Annotated in this window: 18 protein-coding genes; 14 read left to right on the top strand and 4 right to left on the bottom strand. The window is 62.8% G+C overall.

Going from position 1 to position 22,554, the window contains the following annotated elements; translation table 11 throughout:
• Positions 1-47 precede the first annotated feature (47 nt).
• Positions 48-1,409 (bottom strand): extracellular solute-binding protein, encoded by a 1,362-nt coding sequence (locus IB265_RS16525; protein WP_057251754.1) that lies wholly within the window; start codon positions 1,407-1,409, stop codon positions 48-50.
• 232 nt (positions 1,410-1,641) lie between these two features.
• On the opposite strand from IB265_RS16525, the gene IB265_RS16520 reads away from it, so the two are divergent.
• Both IB265_RS16520 and IB265_RS16515 read left to right on the top strand, forming a co-directional pair.
• On the top strand, positions 1,642-2,682 hold the full coding sequence (locus IB265_RS16520) for a LacI family DNA-binding transcriptional regulator (RefSeq protein WP_057251753.1): 1,041 nt from the start codon (positions 1,642-1,644) through the stop codon (positions 2,680-2,682).
• A gap of 11 nt (positions 2,683-2,693) precedes the next feature.
• Positions 2,694-4,628 (top strand): DUF5054 domain-containing protein, encoded by a 1,935-nt coding sequence (locus tag IB265_RS16515; RefSeq protein ID WP_057251752.1) that lies wholly within the window; start codon positions 2,694-2,696, stop codon positions 4,626-4,628.
• A gap of 18 nt (positions 4,629-4,646) precedes the next feature.
• Here IB265_RS16515 and IB265_RS16510 read toward each other — a convergent pair whose 3' ends face one another.
• Positions 4,647-5,993 carry an adenylate/guanylate cyclase domain-containing protein gene (locus tag IB265_RS16510; protein ID WP_057251751.1) on the bottom strand — a complete coding sequence of 449 codons (1,347 nt, stop codon included), beginning with the start codon at positions 5,991-5,993 and terminating at the stop codon, positions 4,647-4,649.
• 352 nt (positions 5,994-6,345) lie between these two features.
• Here IB265_RS16510 and urtA point away from each other — a divergent pair, with 352 nt between their 5' ends.
• The 7 genes from urtA (at position 6,346) to IB265_RS16475 (ending at position 14,206) form a co-directional block, all read left to right on the top strand.
• Positions 6,346-7,638 (top strand): urea ABC transporter substrate-binding protein, encoded by a 1,293-nt coding sequence (gene urtA, locus IB265_RS16505; protein WP_057251750.1) that lies wholly within the window; start codon positions 6,346-6,348, stop codon positions 7,636-7,638.
• Positions 7,639-7,817: 179 nt separating this feature from the next.
• Complete coding sequence (gene urtB, locus IB265_RS16500; protein ID WP_057251749.1) at positions 7,818-9,434, top strand: urea ABC transporter permease subunit UrtB; 1,617 nt, start codon at positions 7,818-7,820, stop codon at positions 9,432-9,434.
• Positions 9,431-10,591: an urea ABC transporter permease subunit UrtC gene (urtC, locus tag IB265_RS16495; RefSeq protein WP_057251748.1), complete on the top strand. Its 1,161-nt coding sequence runs from the start codon at positions 9,431-9,433 to the stop codon at positions 10,589-10,591. Before urtB ends, urtC begins: the two co-directional genes overlap by 4 nt.
• Before the next feature lie 5 nt (positions 10,592-10,596).
• Positions 10,597-11,361, top strand: a complete 765-nt coding sequence (urtD, locus tag IB265_RS16490) for an urea ABC transporter ATP-binding protein UrtD (protein WP_057251747.1) — start codon at positions 10,597-10,599, stop codon at positions 11,359-11,361.
• 35 nt (positions 11,362-11,396) lie between these two features.
• Positions 11,397-12,092: an urea ABC transporter ATP-binding subunit UrtE gene (urtE, locus tag IB265_RS16485; RefSeq protein WP_057251746.1), complete on the top strand. Its 696-nt coding sequence runs from the start codon at positions 11,397-11,399 to the stop codon at positions 12,090-12,092.
• A 313-nt stretch (positions 12,093-12,405) separates the two neighbouring features.
• Entirely contained in the window at positions 12,406-12,864 is a 459-nt protein-coding gene (locus tag IB265_RS16480) for an Rrf2 family transcriptional regulator (protein ID WP_029742909.1), read from the top strand.
• Positions 12,865-12,976: 112 nt separating this feature from the next.
• Positions 12,977-14,206, top strand: coding sequence for an acyl-CoA dehydrogenase family protein (locus IB265_RS16475; protein ID WP_082615905.1), 1,230 nt, complete (start codon positions 12,977-12,979; stop codon positions 14,204-14,206).
• A gap of 88 nt (positions 14,207-14,294) precedes the next feature.
• Here IB265_RS16475 and IB265_RS16470 read toward each other — a convergent pair whose 3' ends face one another.
• Entirely contained in the window at positions 14,295-15,692 is a 1,398-nt protein-coding gene (locus IB265_RS16470) for an LLM class flavin-dependent oxidoreductase (RefSeq protein WP_057251745.1), read from the bottom strand.
• Between the two features lie 80 nt (positions 15,693-15,772).
• Positions 15,773-16,990 (bottom strand): SfnB family sulfur acquisition oxidoreductase, encoded by a 1,218-nt coding sequence (locus tag IB265_RS16465; protein WP_057251744.1) that lies wholly within the window; start codon positions 16,988-16,990, stop codon positions 15,773-15,775.
• A gap of 394 nt (positions 16,991-17,384) precedes the next feature.
• On the opposite strand from IB265_RS16465, the gene IB265_RS16460 reads away from it, so the two are divergent.
• The 5 genes from IB265_RS16460 to IB265_RS16440 all read left to right on the top strand — a co-directional run bounded on the left by IB265_RS16460 (position 17,385) and on the right by IB265_RS16440 (position 22,553).
• Positions 17,385-17,771 (top strand): hypothetical protein, encoded by a 387-nt coding sequence (locus IB265_RS16460; RefSeq protein ID WP_057251743.1) that lies wholly within the window; start codon positions 17,385-17,387, stop codon positions 17,769-17,771.
• Between the two features lie 156 nt (positions 17,772-17,927).
• Positions 17,928-18,830: a LysR family transcriptional regulator gene (locus IB265_RS16455; RefSeq protein WP_057252093.1), complete on the top strand. Its 903-nt coding sequence runs from the start codon at positions 17,928-17,930 to the stop codon at positions 18,828-18,830.
• Between the two features lie 338 nt (positions 18,831-19,168).
• A complete protein-coding gene (locus IB265_RS16450) occupies positions 19,169-20,113 on the top strand; it encodes an ABC transporter permease (RefSeq protein ID WP_057251742.1) in 945 nt (314 codons plus the stop codon).
• Positions 20,110-20,928, top strand: coding sequence for an ABC transporter permease (locus tag IB265_RS16445; RefSeq protein ID WP_057251741.1), 819 nt, complete (start codon positions 20,110-20,112; stop codon positions 20,926-20,928). The genes IB265_RS16450 and IB265_RS16445 overlap by 4 nt, the downstream gene beginning before the upstream one ends.
• On the top strand, positions 20,925-22,553 hold the full coding sequence (locus tag IB265_RS16440) for an ABC transporter ATP-binding protein (RefSeq protein WP_057251740.1): 1,629 nt from the start codon (positions 20,925-20,927) through the stop codon (positions 22,551-22,553). The genes IB265_RS16445 and IB265_RS16440 overlap by 4 nt, the downstream gene beginning before the upstream one ends.
• Position 22,554 lies beyond the last annotated feature (1 nt).

Below are 22,554 nucleotides of genomic sequence, written 5' to 3'. Positions count from 1 at the left end.
ATCGAAGCGGGATGAGGGCCCCGTTGCGGCCACATCCCGCATTGGCTTTAGAGCGTGCTGACGGTGTTTTCTTCGCCGACGATGGCGATGACGGCCGCCTTGTACTGGGCCATCGCGTCCTCGGGCGAGAGCTCGCCGGAAACGACGCTTTCGGTCATGCGCTGGATCTCGGTCGAGACCTTGTTGTAATTGGCGTCGTTCGGACGGGCCGTGGTGATCGGCAGCAGCGTCGTTGCCGTTTCCGTCAGGAACGGCGAGTTCGGGATCGCCACGTCGTCGCGGATACGGATGGCCGGCTGGATTTCCTGGAACGCGTCGAGCTGCTCCTTGCTGTTCATGAAGGAAAGCAGCGCCCAGGATTCGACAGGCGCGTCCGTATGCGGATTGATGACGAAGCCGGTGCCGCCGGACATCGTGACGAAATCCTGGCCGCGTAAGCCCTTTCCGGGTGCTGCGGCGGGCATCTTCTTCCAGGTCATGGTGTTGTCGCGATCGGCGACGGCGAATTCGGCGCCGGGTGCTGTGACCGAGCGATAGAACCAGTCGCCCTCGACGAGCATCGCAGTCTTGCCATCGCGGAAATTGGCGAAGGTGCGGTTGCGGCCGTCGGCAAGCAGCTGCGCGCGCTGGTCGCCGAGCTTGTCGTCGACATAGATGGTCTTGTAGAGCTTCAGCGTGTCGAGGATGCCCTGGCTCGACACGATATATTTGCCGCTGTCGTCGGTGACCTGTTCGCCGGTGCCGAGCAGCGCCATCCAGTAGCCCTGCATGGTGGTCGCCTCGCCCATGGAGACACCGGCGTTGAGCTGCAACGGGAAGCTGTCGGGGGCGGCCGCCTTGATCTTGCGGGCGGCGTCGAGCAGCTCTTCCCACGACTTCGGCTGCCAGCTGTCGGCATCGAGGCCGGCCGATTTGAACAGGTCCTTGCGCACGAAGATCATGCGGGCGTCGGTGCCGAGCGCGATGCCATAGGGCTTGCCCTGGTAGCTCATCAGCGCCTTGGTGCCGTCGGAGATATGCCGCCAGCCCTCCCACTTCGGAACGTCTGGGCCGGCCACTTCCTCGAGCGACTTCAGGAGATTGCCCTGGACGAAGCTCGGGATCAGGAAACCGTCGAAGCCGGAGACATCAGGGCCGGCGCCGGTGGAGAAATCGAGCGCGAGCTGCTGCGTCAGCTGCTCGTCCTCGCCGCCGAACTGGGTGAGCTTGACGGTGACGTCCTTGCCTTCGGCCTTCATCTTCTCGGTAAAGGCCGGAATGACCTTCTTTTCGATCCACTCGGCCATGCCGCTGTTTACGCCGCCGATGATGCAGCGGCAGGTGATGTTGAGTTCGGTGGCGCTCACCGGCGCGGCAAAGGCGATGGCCGCGGCTGCGCTGAGCAATAGGGAATGAAACCTGGTACGCATGTTTTCTCCTCCCGGTCGATCCTCTCAAGGACCCATGTGTCTGGCTGCGACAGTCCGGTCCTCCTCCAGGTCCGCTGTCCCGACGACGATCAAGAATGAACACGCTTTCATCTTTGTCAACACGGACCAGGAGTTCTTTCTGCGATTGTCGGGAGAATTTCTATTCCACTTGACGAAATCGGCGAGTTGTCCTCTTTTGTGAGTGAACACGTTTTCATTTTGTGACGGATAGATGAACGATCGCGCCGAAAAGAAAGCTGCCCGAGCCACCGCAGACCAGGTGGCGCGCGCGGCCAATGTCTCCCGTGTCGCGGTGTCCCGGGCCTTCAACCCGAACGCCTCGCTGAAGCCGGAAAAACGTGACCGCATTCTCAAGGTGGCGCGCGAGTTAAACTACACGCCCGACATGGCGGCGCGTTCGCTGGTTACCGGACGTTCGCACCTCGTCGGCATGATCGTGCCGGATGTCTGCAGTCCCTGGGAGAGCCAGGAGATCGACGCGCTGACGACCGCGCTTCAGGCAGAAGGCTTCGCCACGCTGCTGTTCAAGGTGAAGGCCGATTTCAGCATGGATCCGCGGCTGCTCACCTATATGCGCGGCTTCAATCCGGACTCGGTGATCGCCTTTACCGAGAACATCCTGCCTGATGTGCTCTGTGGTTTTCTCGATCGCGCCGTGCCGATCTACGTCATCTACGACGACGTCGAGCAGTTCGCGGGCGCGGCTTCGGGCACGCTCTACGATCGGCTGCTTGTCCGACAGAAGAACGGCATCGAGCAGGCCGTTGCATTGCTTCAGGGTTACGGCGCGCGCCGCATCGCCTACCTCGGCGGCAAGGCGCAGTCACTCGCCAATGCCGAGCGCGAGCGCACTCTCAAGGAGACGCTCGCCGAACGCGGCATGGATGCGCCGATCGTGCTTGCGGGTGATTACACCTATGACACAGCCTATCAGGCGACGCTCGACCTCTTCCGGGTCGGCGATGGTGCGGACGCGATCTTTGCGGCCAATGACGTCGGCGCCTTCGGCGCGATCGACGCGCTGCGCCACGAGCTCGGGCTTTCGGTGCCTGAGGACGTCAAGGTCGTCGGTTTCGACGACATCCCGCAGGCGCACTGGAAGAGCTACAACCTCACCACCGTGCGCATCGACCTCGAAGAGCGCGTGCGTGCGCTCGTCCGCCTCATCCTGATGCGGCTTCGTGCGCCCGATGCCGAGCCGTTTACCGAGACACTCAACACCCGCCTGATCGTGCGGGGCACCGTCGGCTGAAGGTAGCGAACATGACCAAAAAACGCATCCACGTCGTCTTCAAGACCCATCTCGACATCGGCTTTACCGATCACGCCGAGAAGATCCGAAAGCAGTATCACGAGCGCTTCATTCCGCAGGCGATCGAAACCGGCGCACACTTCTACAATGAGAACCCGGACGAGCCGCTGTTCGTCTGGACGACAGGCGCCTGGCTGATCTGGGATCACCTGAATTCTCGCTCGAAGGAAGAGGTCGCGCGGCTGGAGCAGGCGATCGAGCGCGGCCTGATCCGCTGGCACGCGCTGCCGTTCACGACGCATACGGAGTTGATGTCGCCGGACCTTTTTCGCACCGGGCTTTCCTATGCGCAGGAGCTCGACCGCCGCTTCGGCCTGAAGACGATCGCCGCCAAGATGACCGACGTGCCCGGCCATACGCTCGGCATGGTGCCGCTCTTGGCGCAAGCCGGCGTACGCTTCTTGCACATCGGCGTGAACTCGGCCTCGCCGCCGCCGGAAATCCCTGACGTTTACCGCTGGCGGGCGCCTGATGGCGCGGAAATCGTCGTCATGTACCAGCGCTCCTATGGCGAGACTTATTTCCCGGAGGGGATTTCCGACGGCCTGAGCTTCGCCCATACGAGCGACAATATCGGACCGCAGAGCGTGTCGCAGACGGCCGAAGCCTATCGCGAGATCCTGAAGCACGAGCCCGGCGCCAGCGTGCGCGCCGCGACGCTTGAGGACTACGGCGCATTGATGTGGGAGGCACGCGAGCGCTTCCCGGTCGTGGAAAAGGAACTCGGCGATAGCTGGATCCACGGCAGCGGCACCGATCCGGAAAAGATCTCCCGCTATCTCGCACTGCAGCGGCTCTACGGTCGCTTCGCTGAGGAGCGGATGACGGCGAGCCGTCAGGCCTTCGGGCGCAAGCTGGCGCTGGTTGCCGAACACACCTGCGGCGTCGATATCAAATCTTTCCTGCGCGACGAAAAGGCCTGGGCGCGCCCGGCTTTCGAGGCGGCGCGAAAGACGGATCCTCGTTTCCACTATACGGAGGCATCCTGGGCGGAGCAGCGCGCCTATCTCGACCAGGCCGTTGCGGAGCTGGATGCGGAGGATGCCGCGCGCGCCGAAGCGGCGCTTGCCGAGCTTGCCGTTTCGCCGCGGCCCGAACCTGGCAGTGCTGCAGCAAGACTTGACGTTGGCGGCTGGGTCATCGACCTCGATCCGGTAACGGGCGACGTTGCCGCGCTGACAGCGCCCGACGGTCGAACGATCCGCGGCGCCAACGGCTCGCTGATCGCCTATCGCTACGAAAGTTATGATGCCGGCGATGTGCGCCGTCACATGGATACCTACCTGACGCATTGGATGGACTGGGCGGTGCTCGATCATGACAAGCCCGGGCTTGCCCAGGTCGCGGAGGCCCGTTCGCAAACCTATTCACCTAAGCTTCGGGGCACGACGGCGACGTCGATCGTCGCGGCAATGCCGGCCGAGGCGGTCGAGCAATTCGGCGCACCGGCTGAGATCGCCATTGAATTCTCCGGCGGGAAGGACGGCCTCGATATCCGGCTGACGCTCTACGGCAAGAATGCCAACCGTATGCCGGAAGCAAGCTTCCTGTCGTTCACACCCGAGGGGCGCTCTGAGTGGATCGTGCGCAAGATGGGGCTCTGGCACGCGACCGACAATTTCGCCCGCGCCGGCGGTGCCCAACTTCAGGCGGTCACGGCTGTCCGCGGGCGAACGGAAGAGCGCGCAGAACTTTTGGTCGAGAACCTCGACACGCCGCTCGCCGCACCTCAGGCGTGGCCGTTCATGGCCTTTTGCAAGGACCTGCCCGACTATTCCGGCGGGGTCCGGTTCAACATCCACAACAACAAATGGGGCACCAACTTTCCGATGTGGTGGGGCGGTGATTTCACCACACGCTTCAAGCTCAGCCTCGGTGGCCGGTAACAGACGAGGCATGGACTATTACGTGCGGGTGTCGGTATCGGTTGATTGGAAAACCGGTCCCCTGAGAGCGGTTTGCATGGTGCCGCTCTCATAGGGGGACGTCGACGCGGCGGACATGCTGCCGGCGTGGCGGGGCAGATACCAGACATCGACAGGCAGCCTGCGACCGGGTAGCGAGACGTCGTTCTGCGCCACCCAGTTGGCGGGTGGAACCGGAGCCCTGAGGCGCGCCATCAGCGCGGCCGACACCACCAGTGGCGCGTCGAGTGCTTTGGACAGGCTTTCCAAGCGCTGGGCGACATTGACTGCATCGCCGATGACAGTGAATTCGCTGTGGCAACCGCTGTCCAGAACGCCGCCGACGACCTTGCCGTAGTGCAGGCCGATGCCGGCATCGAGGGCGGGGTGGCCGTTTAGCGCATTGTGGTTCTTCCAGTCGTTTAGCGCGTCGACGAGATCAAGCGCGCAGGCCATCGCCCGATCCGCGTCGTCGTCCATCGGCCTCGGCTGGCCGAAGACGGCCATCACACCGTCGCCAATGAATTTGTCCACCGTGCCGCCATGCTCGAAGATCGTCTGGGAGACGAGCTGACGGTATTCCGCCAGGACGAAGGCGAGTTCAGGAGCAGGGGCTGTCTCGGAAAACAGGGTGAAGTCGCGCAGGTCGACGAACATGATCGCAGCGTCTCGGCGTTCGGGGCCAAGCGCATCGCCTTTTTTCTGCAGCGCCGAGACCACCAGCGGCGAGAAAAACCGGGAGAGGTTCTGGCGTCGTTGATCCGCTTTCAGCGCTTCCTTGCGGGTCCGGTCGTGATCGCGCGGGAGAAGATAGATGGCAAAGGCCGTGAAACCGAAGCTGACAGTCAGGCCGAGATCCTGGTTGAAGAACGACCCGAGCAGGGAAAGCGTGCCGGCGGCCTGATGCCTTGCGGCGGTCGTAGCGAGCATCGCCACCCAGGCAACGAGCACGATGCTTGAAAAGATGAGAACGAGCCGTCGTTCGAGCTTCAGGCCGACATGGACGAGCAGGATAAAGGCGACGACCAGGCCCGTGGTCGTCAGATTGTGGTTTTCCGTTACCGGCCCGGCGAGGATGTGCGCGTAGAGCAGCAGCGCGACCAACAGGGCGTCGAGGACCACGAAAAAGGTCTTCAGCCACGAACGGCCAGGCAGGTAGTGGGCCGTCGCCACGGAGGCGATGCTGATCGCGAGATAGCTGACGACGACGATCGCGTGCATCCGTTCTGCGCCCTCGTTGCCGCCGAGCAGCAGGTTTGCGAGCAGGATGCCGAAAGCGACGAAGCGAAGCAGGATCGAACGCATCTCGCGGGCGAAGTCCCAATGGGGATGTAATGAAGACGTCATGCCTGTCGGCCCCGAGATTTGAAACACCCTGCCCCCCGCGCAAGTTCGACCGTTGCTGTCGTTGCCAGCCTTTGCTGACAGTCGATTCACGTCGATTCCGTGACGCGATCGCTCGGTCCGATGCCGTTGGCCTGTCCGTTTCTAGAGCTTCCAACGGTGGCAAGGTCAAGCATGGACGGGGACGATTGCGCGTGAGCTTCGGCCTTCCCGTCGTCGGCCGTTCCTCTTTGCCCCCGGCGCCTACGTAGAATGACGTATGTGCAGTGCAGTGTGGCTGTCCGATGATCCCCTCAAGCAACGGCTAAAAAGCACCGAAAGCCCAGTTGCTCCAGAACGAGAGGGGTTCCATCAGATGAATATCAAGGCAAGCGTCACCGGCGCATTCCTAGCTGCCGTCCTGTCGACGACGGCGTTCAACGGCGCCTTCGCCGCCGATGACACGATCAAGGTCGGCATCCTGCATTCGCTCTCCGGCACCATGGCGATCTCCGAGACGACGTTGAAAGATGCCATGCTGATGCTGATCGACGAGCAGAACAAGAAGGGCGGCCTGCTCGGCAAAAAACTAGAAGCCGTCGTCGTCGACCCGGCGTCCGACTGGCCGCTCTTTGCCGAAAAGGCGCGCGAACTGGTCTCGGTCGACAAGGTTTCGGCGGTCTTTGGCTGCTGGACCTCGGTGTCGCGCAAGTCGGTCCTGCCGGTGTTTGAGGAGCTCAATTCGATCCTCTTCTATCCGGTCCAGTACGAGGGCGAGGAAAGCCAGCGCAACGTCTTCTATACCGGTGCCGCTCCGAACCAGCAGGCGATCCCGGCCGTCGACTACCTGATGGCGAACGAAAGCGTCGAGCGCTGGGTGCTCGCCGGCACCGACTATGTCTATCCGCGCACGACCAACAAGATCCTCGAGGCCTATCTCATCTCCAAGGGCGTGAAGCCCGAGGATATCATGATCAACTACACGCCCTTCGGTCACTCCGACTGGCAGACGATCGTTTCCGACATCAAGAAGTTCGGTTCGGCCGGCAAGAAGACCGCCGTCGTCTCAACCATCAACGGCGATGCCAACGTACCCTTCTACAAGGAACTGGCGAACCAGGGCGTCAAGGCCGAGGATATCCCGGTCGTCGCCTTCTCGGTTGGCGAAGAGGAACTCGCCGGCCTCGATACCACTCCGCTCGTGGGGCATCTCGCCGCCTGGAACTATTTCCAGTCGGTCGACACACCCGCCAATGCCGAGTTCATCAAAACCTGGAAGGCCTATACCAAGAACGACAAGCGCGTGACCAACGACCCGATGGAAGCGCATTACATCGGCTTCAACATGTGGCTGAAGGCAGTGGAGAAGGCAGGCACCACCGATACCGACGCCGTTCTCGACGCGATGATCGGCGTCTCCGTGCCGAACCTCTCGGGCGGCTATTCGACGATGATGCCGAACCACCACATTACCAAGCCGGTGCTGATCGGCGAGATCCAGGGCGACGGCCAGTTCGAGACCGTCTGGGAAACCCCCGGGCTCGTCGTCGGCGACGAATGGTCCGACTATCTGCCCGACTCGAAGGACCTGATCTCCGATTGGCGCGCGCCGATGTCGTGCGGCAACTTCAACGTCGCCACCGGCAAATGCGGCGGCAAAGGCTCCTGATTTCATCACCGAGTCATAGACCGGGCGGGCAGTCCGCCCGGCCAATCCTTGCATGACGAAATCCGGGGGCAAGCATCCCTCCGTCCGATGATGCGGCCGGGCGGAGGGATCTTAACGTGAAATCCTCGACCGAAACGCCCGTCGCCCACGCGACACGGCAAGACCCGAGCGAGAGGGTAATGTACCGAATTCTGCAGATCCTGTTTGTTGCGCTGTGCCTGTTGATATCGACCCACGTGGTCGGTCTGCGTGCGGCGGACGACCTTGGCGCGCTGGTCGACCAGCTCGGCGCCGCGAAACTTTCGGAAATGGACGAGCGGATCTCGGCGCTCGCCAAGACCGGTGACGCCAAGGTCATTCCCGTTTTGGAGGCACTGGGCGAGGGAGAGCTCTATCAGCGCAAATCCGATGGCAAGGTCTTCCTCGTCAAGGCGCAAGGCGCGGACCTGCTGCTCGTCGATCCCGTGACGGGAACGGAAGCTGGGCAAGCGCCAAAGGCGGCGATGCAGAAGGTCAAGGTGAACAATGCGGTGCGCCGCGCCGTGCGCAGTGCGCTCGGCGGCCTGACCCTTTTCAGCGATGACGCCGGCGCCCGACTGAAGGCGGCGCAGTCGATGCTGCAGACGCCGAATGCCGATGCGCTCGAGGCGATCGAGACCGCGATTGCGGCCGAAAAGGATGCAACAGTTCGCAGGGTTCTCGACGAGGCGAGAGCCGTGACGCTCCTCCTGTCGGAGCGAGGCGACGATGAAAAGCGCCAGGCGATAACACTCCTTGCCGAGGGCAATGGGCGCAACGGGCTTGCCGTTCTGACATCCGCGCTGGCCACTGCCGATGCTTCCCTCAAACCCGATATCGAGGCGGCGATCGCCCGCATCGAACAGACCCAGGCGCTTTGGAGCGCCGGCCAGAATGTCTGGTACGGCCTGTCGCTCGGCTCCGTTCTGCTGCTGGCGGCGATCGGGCTTGCCATCACCTTCGGCGTCATGGGCATCATCAACATGGCCCATGGCGAGATGGTCATGCTTGGCGCCTACACGACCTTCATGGTGCAGGAGGTCGTGCGCAATTCCTATCCCGCGCTTTTTGACTGGTCGCTGGCGATCGCCTTGCCGCTTGCCTTTCTCGTCACCGGGGCCGTCGGCTTTGCAATCGAACGCGGCGTCATTCGTTTCCTCTATGGCCGCCCGCTGGAAACCCTGCTTGCCACTTGGGGCTTGTCGCTGATCCTGCAGCAGTCGGTGCGCTCGATCTTCGGGCCGACCAACCGTGAGGTCGGCAATCCCTCCTGGATGTCCGGCGCCTTCGATCTCGGCGGGCTGACGATCACCTGGAACCGGCTGTGGATCATCGTCTTTGCGCTGGCCGTCTTTGCCGCTCTGCTCTTCCTGTTGAAACGGACATCGATGGGCCTGCGGATGCGGGCCGTGACCCAGAACCGCCGCATGGCTTCCTCCATGGGCATCCGCACGCCCTGGGTCGATGCGCTGACCTTTGCGCTCGGCTCCGGCATCGCCGGCATGGCCGGCGTCGCGCTCTCGCAGATCGACAACGTCTCGCCCAATCTCGGCCAGGGTTACATCATCGACAGCTTCATGGTCGTCGTCTTCGGCGGCGTCGGCAATCTCTGGGGCACGCTCGTCGGCGCCTTCTCGCTCGGCATCCTCAACAAGTTCCTCGAACCCTATGCCGGCGCCGTGCTCGGCAAGATCCTCGTGCTCGTGTTGATCATCCTGTTCATCCAGAAGAAACCGCGCGGGCTCTTCGCACTCAAGGGAAGGGCGGTCGAAGCATGATCACGTCGTTTCTCATGAAATCGCTGGACCGCAGCATCCTCGTCGTCGTGGCGATCCTCCTCGGCCTCGCCATCCTCGTACCCGCGCTCAACCTTCTGACCGCGCCCGATCATCCGCTGCACGTGCCGACCTATCTGGTCTCGCTGTTCGGCAAGTATCTTACCTATGCGCTGCTGGCGCTGGCGCTCGATCTTGTCTGGGGCTTCTGCGGCATTCTCTCGCTTGGGCATGCCGCCTTTTTCGCGCTCGGCGGCTATGCCATGGGCATGTATCTCATGCGCCAGATCGGTGCGCGCGGCTCCTACGGCAATCCGCTGTTGCCGGATTTCATGGTGTTCCTCAACTGGAAGGAACTGCCCTGGTTCTGGTACGGCTTCGACATGTTCTGGTTCGCCGCGCTGATGGTGGTGCTGGTTCCGGGCCTGCTCGCCTTCGTCTTCGGCTGGTTCGCCTTCCGCTCGCGCGTCAACGGCGTCTATCTCTCGATCATCACCCAGGCGATGACCTATGCGCTGCTGCTCGCCTTCTTCCGCAACGACATGGGCTTCGGCGGCAACAATGGGCTGACCGATTTCAAGGATATCCTCGGCTTCAACATCCAGGCGGATGGCACACGCGCCACACTGTTCGCGGTCTCGGCGCTGATACTGGCGCTCTGCCTCATCCTCACCTCGGCGATCGTTCGCTCCAAATACGGCAAGGTGCTCGTCGCCGTGCGCGACGCGGAAAGCCGCACCCGCTTCCTCGGATACCGGGTGGAGCACATCAAGCTCTTCGCCTTCACCGTCTCGGCGATGATGGCCGGCATCGCCGGTGCGCTCTATGTGCCGCAGGTCGGCATCATCAATCCCGGCGAGTTCGAACCGGGCAATTCGATCGAGGTGGTGATCTGGACGGCGGTCGGTGGGCGCGGCACGCTGATCGGCCCAATCGTCGGCGCCATCCTCGTTAACGGCGGCAAGAGCATCTTCACCGCTGCGTTTCCTGAATTCTGGCTCTTCGCCCTCGGCGGTCTTTTCGTGCTCGTCACCCTGTTCCTGCCGAAGGGCGTCGTCGGAACGGCCAGCGCCTATTTCGCCCGCCGGCGTGCTGAGCGTAGGGCGCAGACGGGCGAAACGCCGGACAATCTTGCTGTTGAACCCATTGCGGCGGAGTAGGCGACATGAACCAGACGATCGGCCAGACCAAACCGACCAGCCTTCTCTATCTCGATGGCGTCTCCGTCTCCTTCGACGGCTTCAAGGCGCTCAACGCGCTCTCCTTCGTCATCGAACCCGGCGAACTGCGGGCGATCATCGGCCCAAACGGGGCCGGCAAGACGACGATGATGGACATCATTACCGGCAAGACCCGACCCGACGAGGGGCAGGTTTTCTTCAAGGGCGGGATCGACCTGACGAAGAAGGACGAGGCTGAGATCGCCTCGCTCGGCATCGGCCGAAAGTTCCAGAAGCCGACGGTCTTCGAAAGCCATACGGTGTGGGACAATATTGAACTCGCCTTGAACCGAAGACGAGGCGTCTTCGCGACGCTGTTCTATCAGCTGACGGCCGCGGACAAAGCCCGGATCGAGGAAATCCTTGCGACCGTCCGGCTTTCTGCGCGTCGCGACGATCTCGCCGCCAACCTCTCGCACGGCCAGAAGCAGTGGCTGGAGATCGGCATGCTGCTTGCCCAGGAGCCGGAACTGCTTCTGGTCGACGAGCCCGTCGCCGGGATGACGGATGCGGAAACGGCCGAGACCGCGGTTCTGCTCAAGGAGATCGCAAAGACCCGATCCGTGGTGGTCGTCGAGCACGACATGGGCTTCATCCGCGAATTGGGGGTCAAGGTTACCTGCCTTGCCGAAGGTGCAGTGCTGGCGGAAGGCTCGATCGACTTCGTCAGCAGCGACCCGAAGGTGATCGAGAACTATCTCGGCCGGTAATGCCCCATCCAGCAAACGTCATAGGAGGGCGCGCCATGCTGAGCGTCGAAAACGTCAATCTTCACTACGGTGCCGCGCAGGCGCTGCGCAACGTGTCGATCACCGCCGAGATGGGCAGGATCACTTGCGTGCTCGGCCGCAACGGCGTCGGCAAGTCGAGCCTGCTCCGGGCCGTTACCGGTCAGCATCCGGTTAGCGCCGGCGCGATCGGCTTCAACGGCGTAGCACTCGCGGGTATGGCGCCCTACCGCCGTGCCAAGGAAGGCATCGGCTACGTGCCGCAGGGCCGTGAGATTTTTCCGCTGCTGACGGTCAAGGAGAATCTCGAAACCGGCTACGCCCCGTTGAAGCGGGGCGATCGCTCGATACCGGAGGACGTCTTCAATCTCTTTCCGGTTCTTCGTTCGATGCTCGGGCGTCGCGGAGGCGACCTCTCCGGCGGGCAGCAGCAGCAACTGGCGATCGGCCGGGCACTGGTGACACGGCCGAAGATCCTGGTGCTCGACGAGCCTACCGAGGGCATTCAGCCTTCGATCATCAAGGATATCGGCCGGGCGATCCGCTACCTCCGGGATTCGACCGGAATGGCGATCCTGCTGGTCGAGCAATATCTGGATTTCTGCCGGGAACTCGCCGATCACGTCTACATCATGGACCGCGGCGCCGTGGTGCACGAGGGGCCGCCAGAGACGTTGGATACGGCCGAGGCCCGACGACATCTTACGGTTTGATCACCCGCTACCGGCATCTCTGGTGTCAGGTGTCCTGCAAGGGGCGCCATCGTTCGCGTGCGCAGGTGCTGGCGCCGCGGACCGAACCTCAATCCACCGAAGGCTCATTTATGAGAAATCGCGGTCTCTGCCATGAAAGCGCCAAGAAAGCGCACTAAATCTATGCAGTAACTCACGTAATTTCTTGAGAATGGTACGGTTTGGGTGTAGGACATCCTAAGCGAAAGAGTGCGGCCGTCACAACCCGTTGCCTCCGGCAAATGCCTGAGGAGCGGAATTGTGGCGGCCTTCTTGTTCACGAAAGCGAAGTGACATGTTGACCAAAAAAGGAAAATACGGGCTCAAGGCCCTTGTCGACCTGGCTCAACTGGAGCCAGGAGAGACCGCCTTCATCACCGAGATCGCCACGCGGAACAATATTCCGAAGAAGTTCCTGGATGCGATCCTTCTCGAACTGCGCAATGCCGGCATCCTGCGCTCGAAGAAGGGTCCGGGCGGCGGCTATTCTCTGTCTCGACCAGCCTCCGACATCCGCATCGGCCAGGTCATCCGGACGCTGGATGGCCCCTTGGCGCCGATCCGCTGTGCCAGCCGCACCGCCTTCGAGGCCTGCGACGACTGCGCAGATCCGGTCAACTGTCATGTGCGCAAGTCGATGAGCAATGTTCGCGACGCGATCGCCTCGATCCTCGACAACATGACGCTGGAGCAGTTCGCCGCCAATGACAACGCCTCCGAGATCGTAGCGTTGCGCGATGCCGAGGCGGGCTGAGGCGGCGCGGAAGCGGGTAGGACATTTCCAACGGCCGCGCCGCCGTGGAACTGGATTGCTGTCTTTATCTATATAATATGTGCATTATTTCGCCTCAACCATGGAGAGGCGGATGAGCAACGTACATTTCCTCAAAGAGCTGGTGGCGGCCGACAACAGCGAACATGATCAAAAACGGCGGGAGCTGTTTGCCCGCGCCGAGACGCTGTCTAGGGATCTTGCCCGGCGTGGCGCCGAACTCGACCGCGTCGGAGCGCCGCCGCGGGAAGAGGTCGAGGCGCTCCGTCAGGCCGGTCTGCTGACGGCACTGCATTCGCCCGAGATTGGCGGAGCGGGGCTGAGCTGGGTCGACGGGCTGCGGCTGGTACGCATCATCGCGCGCGGCGAAAGCTCGATCGGCCAATTGCTTGGCTATCACTACGTCAACAGCCAATATGTATACTGGGCCGCTGCCGATCCGAAGCAGGCCTGGGTGCTTGGGGCGGAGACCGTCGAGCGGCAGCTCTATTGGGGTGCCGCGGTCAACCCGCGCGATCCGGGCCTGACATTGGAACGACGTGGTGGCCACTATGTGCTGAACGGCCGCAAGACATTTTCGACCGGCGCGCATGTCTCCGACCGCATCAACGTCAACGCTGCGATCGGCGGCAAGATCGCCAACTTCGTCGTGCCGACCGATCGGCCGGGTTACATCACCAACGACGACTGGGACAATATCGGCCAGCGCCTGTCGGACAGTGGCAGCGTCGAGTTCCGCGATTTCCCCGTCTACGAGCGTGATTTCATCCTGCCGCTTGCTGATCCCTCCGATCCGCCAGTGGTGCAGGCGACGTTCAACACGCCGTTGATCCAGCTCGTCTTCGTCAATTTCTACCTCGGCACGGCCGAAGGTGCGTTTGCCGCGGCCCTCGACTACGTCCGCAGCACGACGCGTCCCTGGGTGACATCGGGTGTCGAGCGCGCCGGCGATGATCCCTATATCCTCGAACGGATCGGCGAGTTGCAGGCAAGCCTGAAGGCGTCGGTCGCTTTGGCCGATACGGCGGCGGCAACCGTCGAGGCGGCACTGTCGCAGGGGAGGTCGGTGACGGCTGAGGCGCGCGGCGAGGCGGCGATCCAGGCCTATGCGGCCAAGGTGCACTCGACCCATGTCTCGCTCGACGTGACGACGAAGGTCTTCGAACTGATGGGCGCACGCGCCACGGCCGGGCATTATCGCTTCGACCGCTACTGGCGCAATGTCCGCACTCACACGCTGCACGATCCGGTCGCCTACAAGGCGCGCGAGGTTGGCGATTTCGCATTGAACGGTCGGATCCCGCCGGTAAGCCTTTACAGCTGAGCGCCGCCCCGCAGGCGCGATTACCTCGGCCTGAACTAAAAACGCCGCCTGGACCAGGTCCCGGCGGCGTTTCTTGGATGGCCCCGCCTTAAGCGGAGGCTGCGATTGCTTGTCGCTGTCCGCCGAGATCCCGATAGCCGGCGCCCGGATGCGGCGCTGCAAGCCTTGGCCCGGCGCCGAACAGCTTTTCCCTGAGCGTGCCCTGGCGATAGCCGGTCTTGTAGACGCTGCGTTTCTGCAGTTCCGGTACCAGCAGGTCGACGGCGTCCTCGAAGGTCTCGGGCGTGACCGCATAGGCGAGGTTGAAGCCGTCGACATCGGTGTCCTCGACCCATTCCTGCATGAGGTCGGCGACCGTCGAGGGCGAGCCGACGAAGACCGGTCCGAAGCCGCCGATGCCGACCCAGTCGGCCATCTCGCGTACCGTCCACACGCGATCCGGATCGATGGTCGTGAAGGTCTCGACGGCCGATTGCACAGCATTGGTGTAGCGGTGGCGCAGCGGTTCGTCCGGCGCGAACTGGCCGAAATCTATGCCCGTCCAGCCGGAGATCAGCGCCAGAGCGCCCTCATAGGAGACGTGCTTGCGGTACTCGTCGAACTTCTTCTTCGCCTCGGCATCGGTTTCGCCGAGGATCACCGTCTGCAGATTGAAGGCAAGGATTTCGCGCGGGTTGCGGCCGGCGCGCTCTGCCGCCTCCCGGACATTGGCGACATAGCGTTTCAATACGGTCTTTGAGGGCGCGGCGACGAAGATGCATTCGGCGTGCTGGCCGGCAAAGTCCTTGCCTCTGCTCGAAGAGCCAGCCTGGTAGAGCACTGGCGTGCGCTGCGGCGAAGGCTCGCTCAAGTGGATGCCCGGAACGGTGAAATGGCGGCCGCGGTGGTCGATCGGGTGCACCTTGTCGGGGTGGGTGAAGATGCCGGTTGGCCGGTCGCGGACGACTGCACCGTCTTCCCAGCTGCCTTCCCAGAGCTTGTAGCAGACCTCGAGATATTCCTCAGCGAGATCATAGCGGTCGTCATGGCGCGTCTGCTGCGCCTGGCCGACATTGAGGGCGCCACTGTTCAGATAGGAGGTGACGATGTTCCAGCCGATCCGCCCCTTGGTCAGATGGTCGAGCGTCGAGATGCGGCGGGCGAAGGTATAGGGGTGTTCGAAGGAAAGCGACGCCGTCAGGCCGAAGCCCAAATGTTCGGTTTCGTGGGCCATGGTCGGCACCAGCTGTAGGGGGTCGTTGACCGGAACCTGGGCCGAATGGCGAAGAGCCGCGTCTGCATTGCCGTTCAGCACGTCGTAAACGCCGAGCACATCGGCGATGAAAAGGCCGTCGAACTTGCCGCGCTCGAGCGTTTTTGCCAGATGCACCCAATAGTCGAGGTCCTTGTAGCGCCAGGACTGGTCGCGCGGATGGGTCCAGAGCCCCGGCGACTGATGGCCGACGCAATTCATGTCAAAGGCATTCAGCCGGATTTCGCGACTCATGGAGTTCTCCTTCGAGCAAGGTTTATGCGTTGCCCGAAGCGTTGGTCACGCCTCGAGCCGCTTGTGCGCGGTCAATGGGATCAAAGTGCGCCGTTCTTCGGCGGCTTGACGCCGTTCAGGTGGTAGTTGCCGACGACGTGATGCTTCCAGCGCACCGGGTCGTGCAGCGTGTGGGTGCGGGCGTTGCGCCAATGCCGGTCGAGGTTGAGGCCGATCTTCGTCGAGGCGGTTCCGGCGAGTTCGAAGAGCGTGTTGCTCGCTTCCAAGGCGATCTCGGTCGTCAGGACCTTCGCCGCAGCAACGGCCAGCGTTGCCTCGACGACGCTCTCCTCGGTGCCGTTGATCTGGGCGACATCGACCTTTTTGCCGGCGCGTTCGACGGTTGCGGTTGCCGCCTCCAGCCGGATGGCGAGCTGGCCGATGCGGGCGATGGTCAGGGGATCATCGGCAGCGCGCTCGACGCCGCTGTCCATCCAGGGCCGCGCATGATCACGTACGAAATTGAGGGTTTCGGCAAAGGCCGCCCGGGCGATGCCGAGGTCGATGCCGGCATGAATGATCTGGCCGACGGAGCCAATCGTCGTCGGGCGCTCGAAGCCGCGGTGATGACGCACCACCGCATCGGCGGTGACGTAGACATTTTGCAGCACAGTCGTGCCGCTGCCGGTCGTGCGCTGGCCGAAGCCGTCCCAGTCGTCGATGACCTGCAATCCTTCGGCGCCGCGCGGCAAAAACGACATGGTCAGCTTGTCGTTTGGATCCAGAGCGAAGACCACGATCCATTCGGCAAACAGCACGCCGGTCGAATAGTACTTGCGCCCGTTCAGCCGGAAACCGGGACCATCGGGCGCCAACCGCGTCGCGTAGTCGCCGACAGTCTTCGTGCCGCGCTCGGAAAGGGCGTTGCCGAAACGGTCGCCGGCAAGCGCACGGCCGAAGAAGAACGCCTTCTGCTCCTCGGTGCCGTCAGTGCGCAGCGCTTCCAGAATGTAGAAGTGGTTCTGCGGGATCTGGCCGATCGAGCTGTCTGCTTCCGAGAGGATGGCGGTGATCTCTGCCAGAACCGCATTGGAGACGTCGATGCCGTCATATTCCGGCGGCACTGTGATCGCGAGCAGGCCGGATTGGGCCAGCGCATCGAGCTCGTCGAAGGGCAGGATGCGGTCCGTATCCCGCTCATTGGCGCTCTTCGCAAATTCCGCCGCCAATTCGCGGGCGATCGACAGCGCTTCCTCCTCGCTCTCGATCCGGTGCGCCGGGGCTCGTGTTTTCTCGGAAAGCCGCGAGATCGTTCCCATGTGACTGCTCCCTGTCGATTGAGGTGCATATCAGTGAATTATCTGGCAGAGCCGGGTAAGATAGTATATTCTATAGAAATTATCGATTTGAGATTTTCGTTTCTGCCGCGGTGGCGGCCCGGTGTTTACCTTTGGGGCGGGATCGTTAATATCGAGTCGGGGGGAGGCCGCGGGGGAAACCTTGGCCGCGGCGCGCGACGTGTATGCGTGCCGATTTCCCGCCAAAATTGACTGCGGCTCAGGGAACTATCACCCGATTTGCGCATTGCGTCATCGCCTGCAGTTTAACCAGTCGCGTGGCCACAGAGTATCGGCCACCCGGCACGAACACAAACACATGCTGACAGAATTGGCCATTCGCGTTTCCCGGCCTTAACCACTGAAGGAGACACAAATGACGAATTTCCTGCCTGCTCTACATGAAGGGCACGCCTCCATCACGCTGCAGAACCTGTTTCGCGATGCTCTGGAGGCCTATGACGACTGGGGCGCAAACATGCCCGAGCCGTTCGTTGCGTTCGAAGGTAAGCTGCTTCCGATCAGCGAAGTCTTCGACTGGATGAAACCTTGTACCGACATCATGCCGGCGAACCTCCTCGGCATCGTCACGGACCGGCTGAACAAGCCTTGGAGCGGTGAAGGTCCGCTCGACGCTATGACCGTCTCGACGGCGGCACGCGTGATGGCTGTTCTCACGCGACGGCAGTTGCGCAGCTTCGGTCGTGGCTCGATCGAGGTCTTTGCCGAGCGCTTCAACCATCCGGTGCAGGCCAACGCCTGATCGGTGAATCCCTGAGGAGCGCGTTCGCGCGCTCCTCACCAATGGCGAGCCGCTCGGTGATCGATTTGGCTACGCTCGGTGTCGCACCCCTTTCTTGCCGGATCGCCTTCCCGTAAACACGGGAGCTAGCGGATGTTCGAACGAACCGGGGGCGGCGTGAATTTTCGACAATTGGAAGTGCTGCGCACGCTTCTTGCGACCGGATCGACGATTGCTGCCGCCAAGACCATGGGCCTCAGCCAGTCCGGTGTCAGCCGGTTGTTGCAGCAGCTCGAGGAAGACCTGTCGCTGACGCTCTTTGCTCGCGACAAGGGCCGGCTGATCCCGACGCCGGAGGCGATGAAACTCGCCGAGGATGCCGAGCACATTCTGTTGGGCATCGACCGCTTCACCAATCTGGCGCAGGATCTGCGCAGCGGCGCCGTCGGCCCCGAGGTCGTGCGCATCGGTCTGCCGAACAGCATGTCCGAGACTTTCGCGCCGGCGATGCTCGCCGACTATGCCAAGGATTTTCCGGGCGTGCGCATCGAGACTTTCTTCGATACGACCGTCGCGATCGCGCGGCTGGTGGAGCAGCGCATCATCGACTTCGGCTTTCTGCGCTATGAGGGGCAACTCAGCGCCGGCATCGAAATGCAGCCGGTCGCCACCGGCGTCAGCGTCTGCGTGATGGAAAAGGGGCATCCGCTCTCTGCGCTCGATACCATCACGCCCAAGGAATTGCGCGGGGTGCCTCTGATCCTCATCGGCCGGCGCCGGCCGACGCGCGTCATGCTCGACGAGATCTTCCGCAAGGCCGGCGTGCCGCAGAAGGTCAAGATCGAGACCCACAGCAACAGCTCTGCCTGCGCCTATGCTGCCTACGGCCTCGGGGTCGCGATCATCAGCAGCTTCTTTGCCAGTTTGCATCGGCATCTGCCGATCGAGATCCGCCGATTCTCGCCGCATCTCACCCAGGATTTCGGAGTCGCAACGGCGGCCGGCGTTCCGCTGTCGCTTGCTGCCCAGGCCATGATCGATTGCCTGAAGCGTCAGGTCGCCGCCGTCCACGACCTGTAGACTGTGGGTCGCCTCGGCCCAGGGCAGCTACTGCATGTCTCCTTAAATCGGCTTCGATTTAAGGACAAAGACATGCAGAAAATCAAAGTGCTACAGCGACTTTTGCGCGTCTGATAAGACGCGCGGCGCTGTAGTAATGCCTTGTTTTATATTCAGTATCCTGTTCGTCGGAGCGATCCATCGATGCTCGCCCGGCGTGTCATGTCCTTGTCATAGAGGTATGACGATTACTCATAATATTGCGCGATTTTTTCCAATCGATCATAGTTCCATCAACAAGAGCCGACGGGCGGGAGAATCGCGGTAACGCGTGCGGCCTGCCTCAGTACGGGGAACCCATGATCAAGTTCATTCTCAATCGCCTCGTGATGGCGATACCGACGATCGTTATCGTCTCGGTGGCCGTCTTCACGCTCATCCGCCTCATTCCCGGCGATCCGGCAGCGCTGATGCTCGGCGACATGGCCGAGCCGCAGCAGATTGCCGCGATGCGCACGGAGCTCGGTCTTGACCGCAGCATCCCCGAGCAATTCGTCATCTGGGCCGGCAATATCCTCTCCGGCGATTTCGGCACGTCGATCGTCACCGGCGAGCCGGTGCTGCATCTGGTCCTCAGCCGCTTCATGGTGAGCGCCGAGATCGTCGTGATCGCCGTGTTTCTCGCAAGCCTCATTGCGGTACCGGCTGGCGTCATCGCCGCCTGGCGGCAGAACAGCCTGACGGACCTTGCGCTGGTCGGTACGGCGACGGTGCTTCTGTCGATCCCGACCTTCTGGCTTGGTCTGCTTCTGCTGCTCGCCTTCGGCCTCAAGCTCGGCTGGCTGCCGGTGCTCGGTTATGTGCCGATCACCGAGAACTGGAAGGCCGGGCTTCTCTATCTGGTCCTCCCGGTCATGACCCTTGTCATCCACGAGATGGGCGTGATCATCCGCATGGCGCGCGCCTCCACACTCGAAGTGCTGAGACTCGATTACATCACCCACGCCCGCGCCAAGGGGCTGTCGGAAAGTGCGGTTCTCTGGCGCCACGCTTTCAAGAATGCCTTCGGTCCCACCTGGACGATGATCGGCCTGATCCTCGGCAACCTGCTCGGCGGCATTGCCGTCATCGAGACGGTTTTTACCATCCCCGGCCTCGGCCGATTGATGGTCGATGCCATCTTCCAGCGCGATTACCCGGTGATCCAGGGCTGCCTTTTGCTCGTCGCCTTCTCCTATGTCGTCGTCAACCTCGTGGTCGACCTTCTCTATCCTCTCTTCGATCCGCGGGTGGTGGCAGAATGAGAAAGTTCACCTTCAATGGCGTCATCGGCGGCGGCCTCATCGGATTGCTCGTGCTCATCGCGCTCATCGGTCTCATCTGGACGCCCTATGATCCGATGGCGCTCGGCTTCACCGCGCGCCTCGCCGCTCCCGGTGCCGCGCACTGGCTCGGCACCGACGAGTTCGGCCGCGATGTCGCAAGCCGTCTGATGGTCGGCGCCCGCGCCAGCGTCTGGATCGGCTGCCTCACCGTCACCTTCGCCGTCGTCTGCGGTACCTTCATCGGCATCGTCAGCGGCTATGCCCGCGGCTGGGTCGATGGCGTCATCATGGCGATCAACAACGCGCTGCTGGCCTTCCCCGGCATCCTGCTCGCCCTCGGCCTGCTCGCCGTCTTCGGCGCCAACCAGTACGGTATCATCTTCGCACTCGGCATCGCCTATACTCCGTCGATGGCCCGCGTGGTGCGCGGCGCAGTCCTTTCACTGCGTGAGCGCGAGTTCATCGAGGCGTCGCGGGTCATGGGCAATGGCGAGATCTATACGATGCTGCGCCATATCCTGCCGAACTGCGTGGCGCCGATCACGGTCCTTGCAACCTCGATGTTCGGCTGGGCGATCCTGTCGGAAAGCGCACTTTCCTTCCTTGGCCTCGGCGTGCCGCCACCGGCGCCCACCTGGGGCAACATGCTCGCCGCCGGCCGTCCCTTCATCGAACAGGCCGTCTGGCTCGGCTTCTTCCCCGGTCTTTGCATCGCGCTCACTTTGCTCGGCATCAACCTCTTGGGCGATGCGCTGCGCGACAAGCTCGACCCCCGCATGCGAGGCCTGAAATGACCGGCAAAACTCTTCTCAGCGTTCAGGGCCTTTCGCTCGCCGTTACCCATTCCGGCAACCAGGTGGTCAGGAATGTCAGCTTCGACGTCGCGCCCGGAGAGATCGTCGGCATCGTCGGCGAAAGCGGCTCCGGCAAGACGCTCGCGACCCGGGCGATCATCGGCCTGATCCCGCCGGCCGTGCGCCATGCCGGCGGCACCATCCTCTACCGGGGCAAGGATGTGCTCGGCATGAAGGACCGCGACCTGCGCGCGCTTCGCGGCGGCGAGGTCGGCGTCGTCTTCCAGGAGCCGATGACCTCGCTCAACCCGTCGATGACCATCGGCCGGCAGCTCGAAGAGGGCCTGATACTGCACACCAAGATGTCGGGCGAGGAGCGTCGCACGGCGATCCTCTCGATGCTCCAGCGCGTTGGCATCCGCGAACCGGAGCGGGCGCTGTCTGCCTATCCGCACGAGTTCTCAGGCGGCATGCGCCAGCGCATCATGCTCGCTTCTGTCATGCTGCTGAAACCGGCCTTGTTGATCGCCGACGAACCGACGACGGCGCTCGATGCCGTCGTCCAGCGCGACGTTATGGAACTGATGGTCGAGTTGACCCAGGCCGAGGGCACGGCGGTGCTGTTGATCAGCCACGATTTGCCGATGGTGGCGCGATACACCAACCGCTTCGTCGTGATGGAAAAGGGCGTCGTCGTCGAACAGGGCCTGACCGAAGAAATCCTGCAGGCGCCGCAACACCCCTATACCCGCAAGCTTTTGTCGTCGCTGCCGTATCGCGGCGCGGCGCGCGAGCTCGACATGACCCGCACGCCGATGGTTTCGGCCCGCAACATCGTGGTCGATTATCCCGGCCGCAAGGGGCTGTTCCGAAAGCACGAACCGAAACGGGCGCTGCACGGCGTCAGCGTCGACATCCATGTCGGCGAGGTGGTGGCGCTGGTCGGCGGCTCCGGCTCCGGCAAGACGACGCTTGGGCGAACGATCGCCGGCCTCGTCGAGCAGAGCCAGGGCGAGATACTCTTCCAGGGCCGCGAGCGCAGCGCCGACTGGCGCGATTATCGGCTGAACTGCCAGATGGTGTTTCAGGATCCCTATTCCTCGCTCGATCCGCGCATGACCATCCAGGCGCTGGTCGAAGAAGCATTGCGGCTGGTGCCGGATCTCGACGGTCCCGCGAAACGCCGCCGTGCTCTTGAAACGCTGGAAGAGGTCGGGCTTAGCGCCGATTTCGCCAACCGCTATCCGCACGAGCTTTCCGGCGGCCAGCGCCAGCGGGTGGCGATCGCCCGTGCCATCGCCCGGCGGCCGAAGTTCCTGATCGCCGACGAGCCGGTCTCGGCCCTCGACGTCACGGTCCGGGCGCAGGTGCTGGAGCTCTTTTCCAGCCTGCAGAAGCGCTACGGTTTCTCGTGCCTGTTCATCAGCCACGACCTCGGCGTCGTCGAGCAGGTCGCCGACCGCGTCGTCGTCATGCAGGACGGCCGCATCGTCGAAGAAGGCGACCGTGACCGGATCTTCGACGCGCCGCAGGAGACTTACACCCGCAAGCTCCTATCCGCGATCCCGGCGCTCGATCTCAACCAGACCGGTGGCGTCACCCTCAAATGGCGGCTGGAGGCCTGAG

Source organism: Ensifer sp. ENS10 (assembly GCF_014852025.1).
Lineage (GTDB): Bacteria > Pseudomonadota > Alphaproteobacteria > Rhizobiales > Rhizobiaceae > Ensifer.
This window is presented reverse-complemented; position numbering and strand designations above follow the sequence as displayed.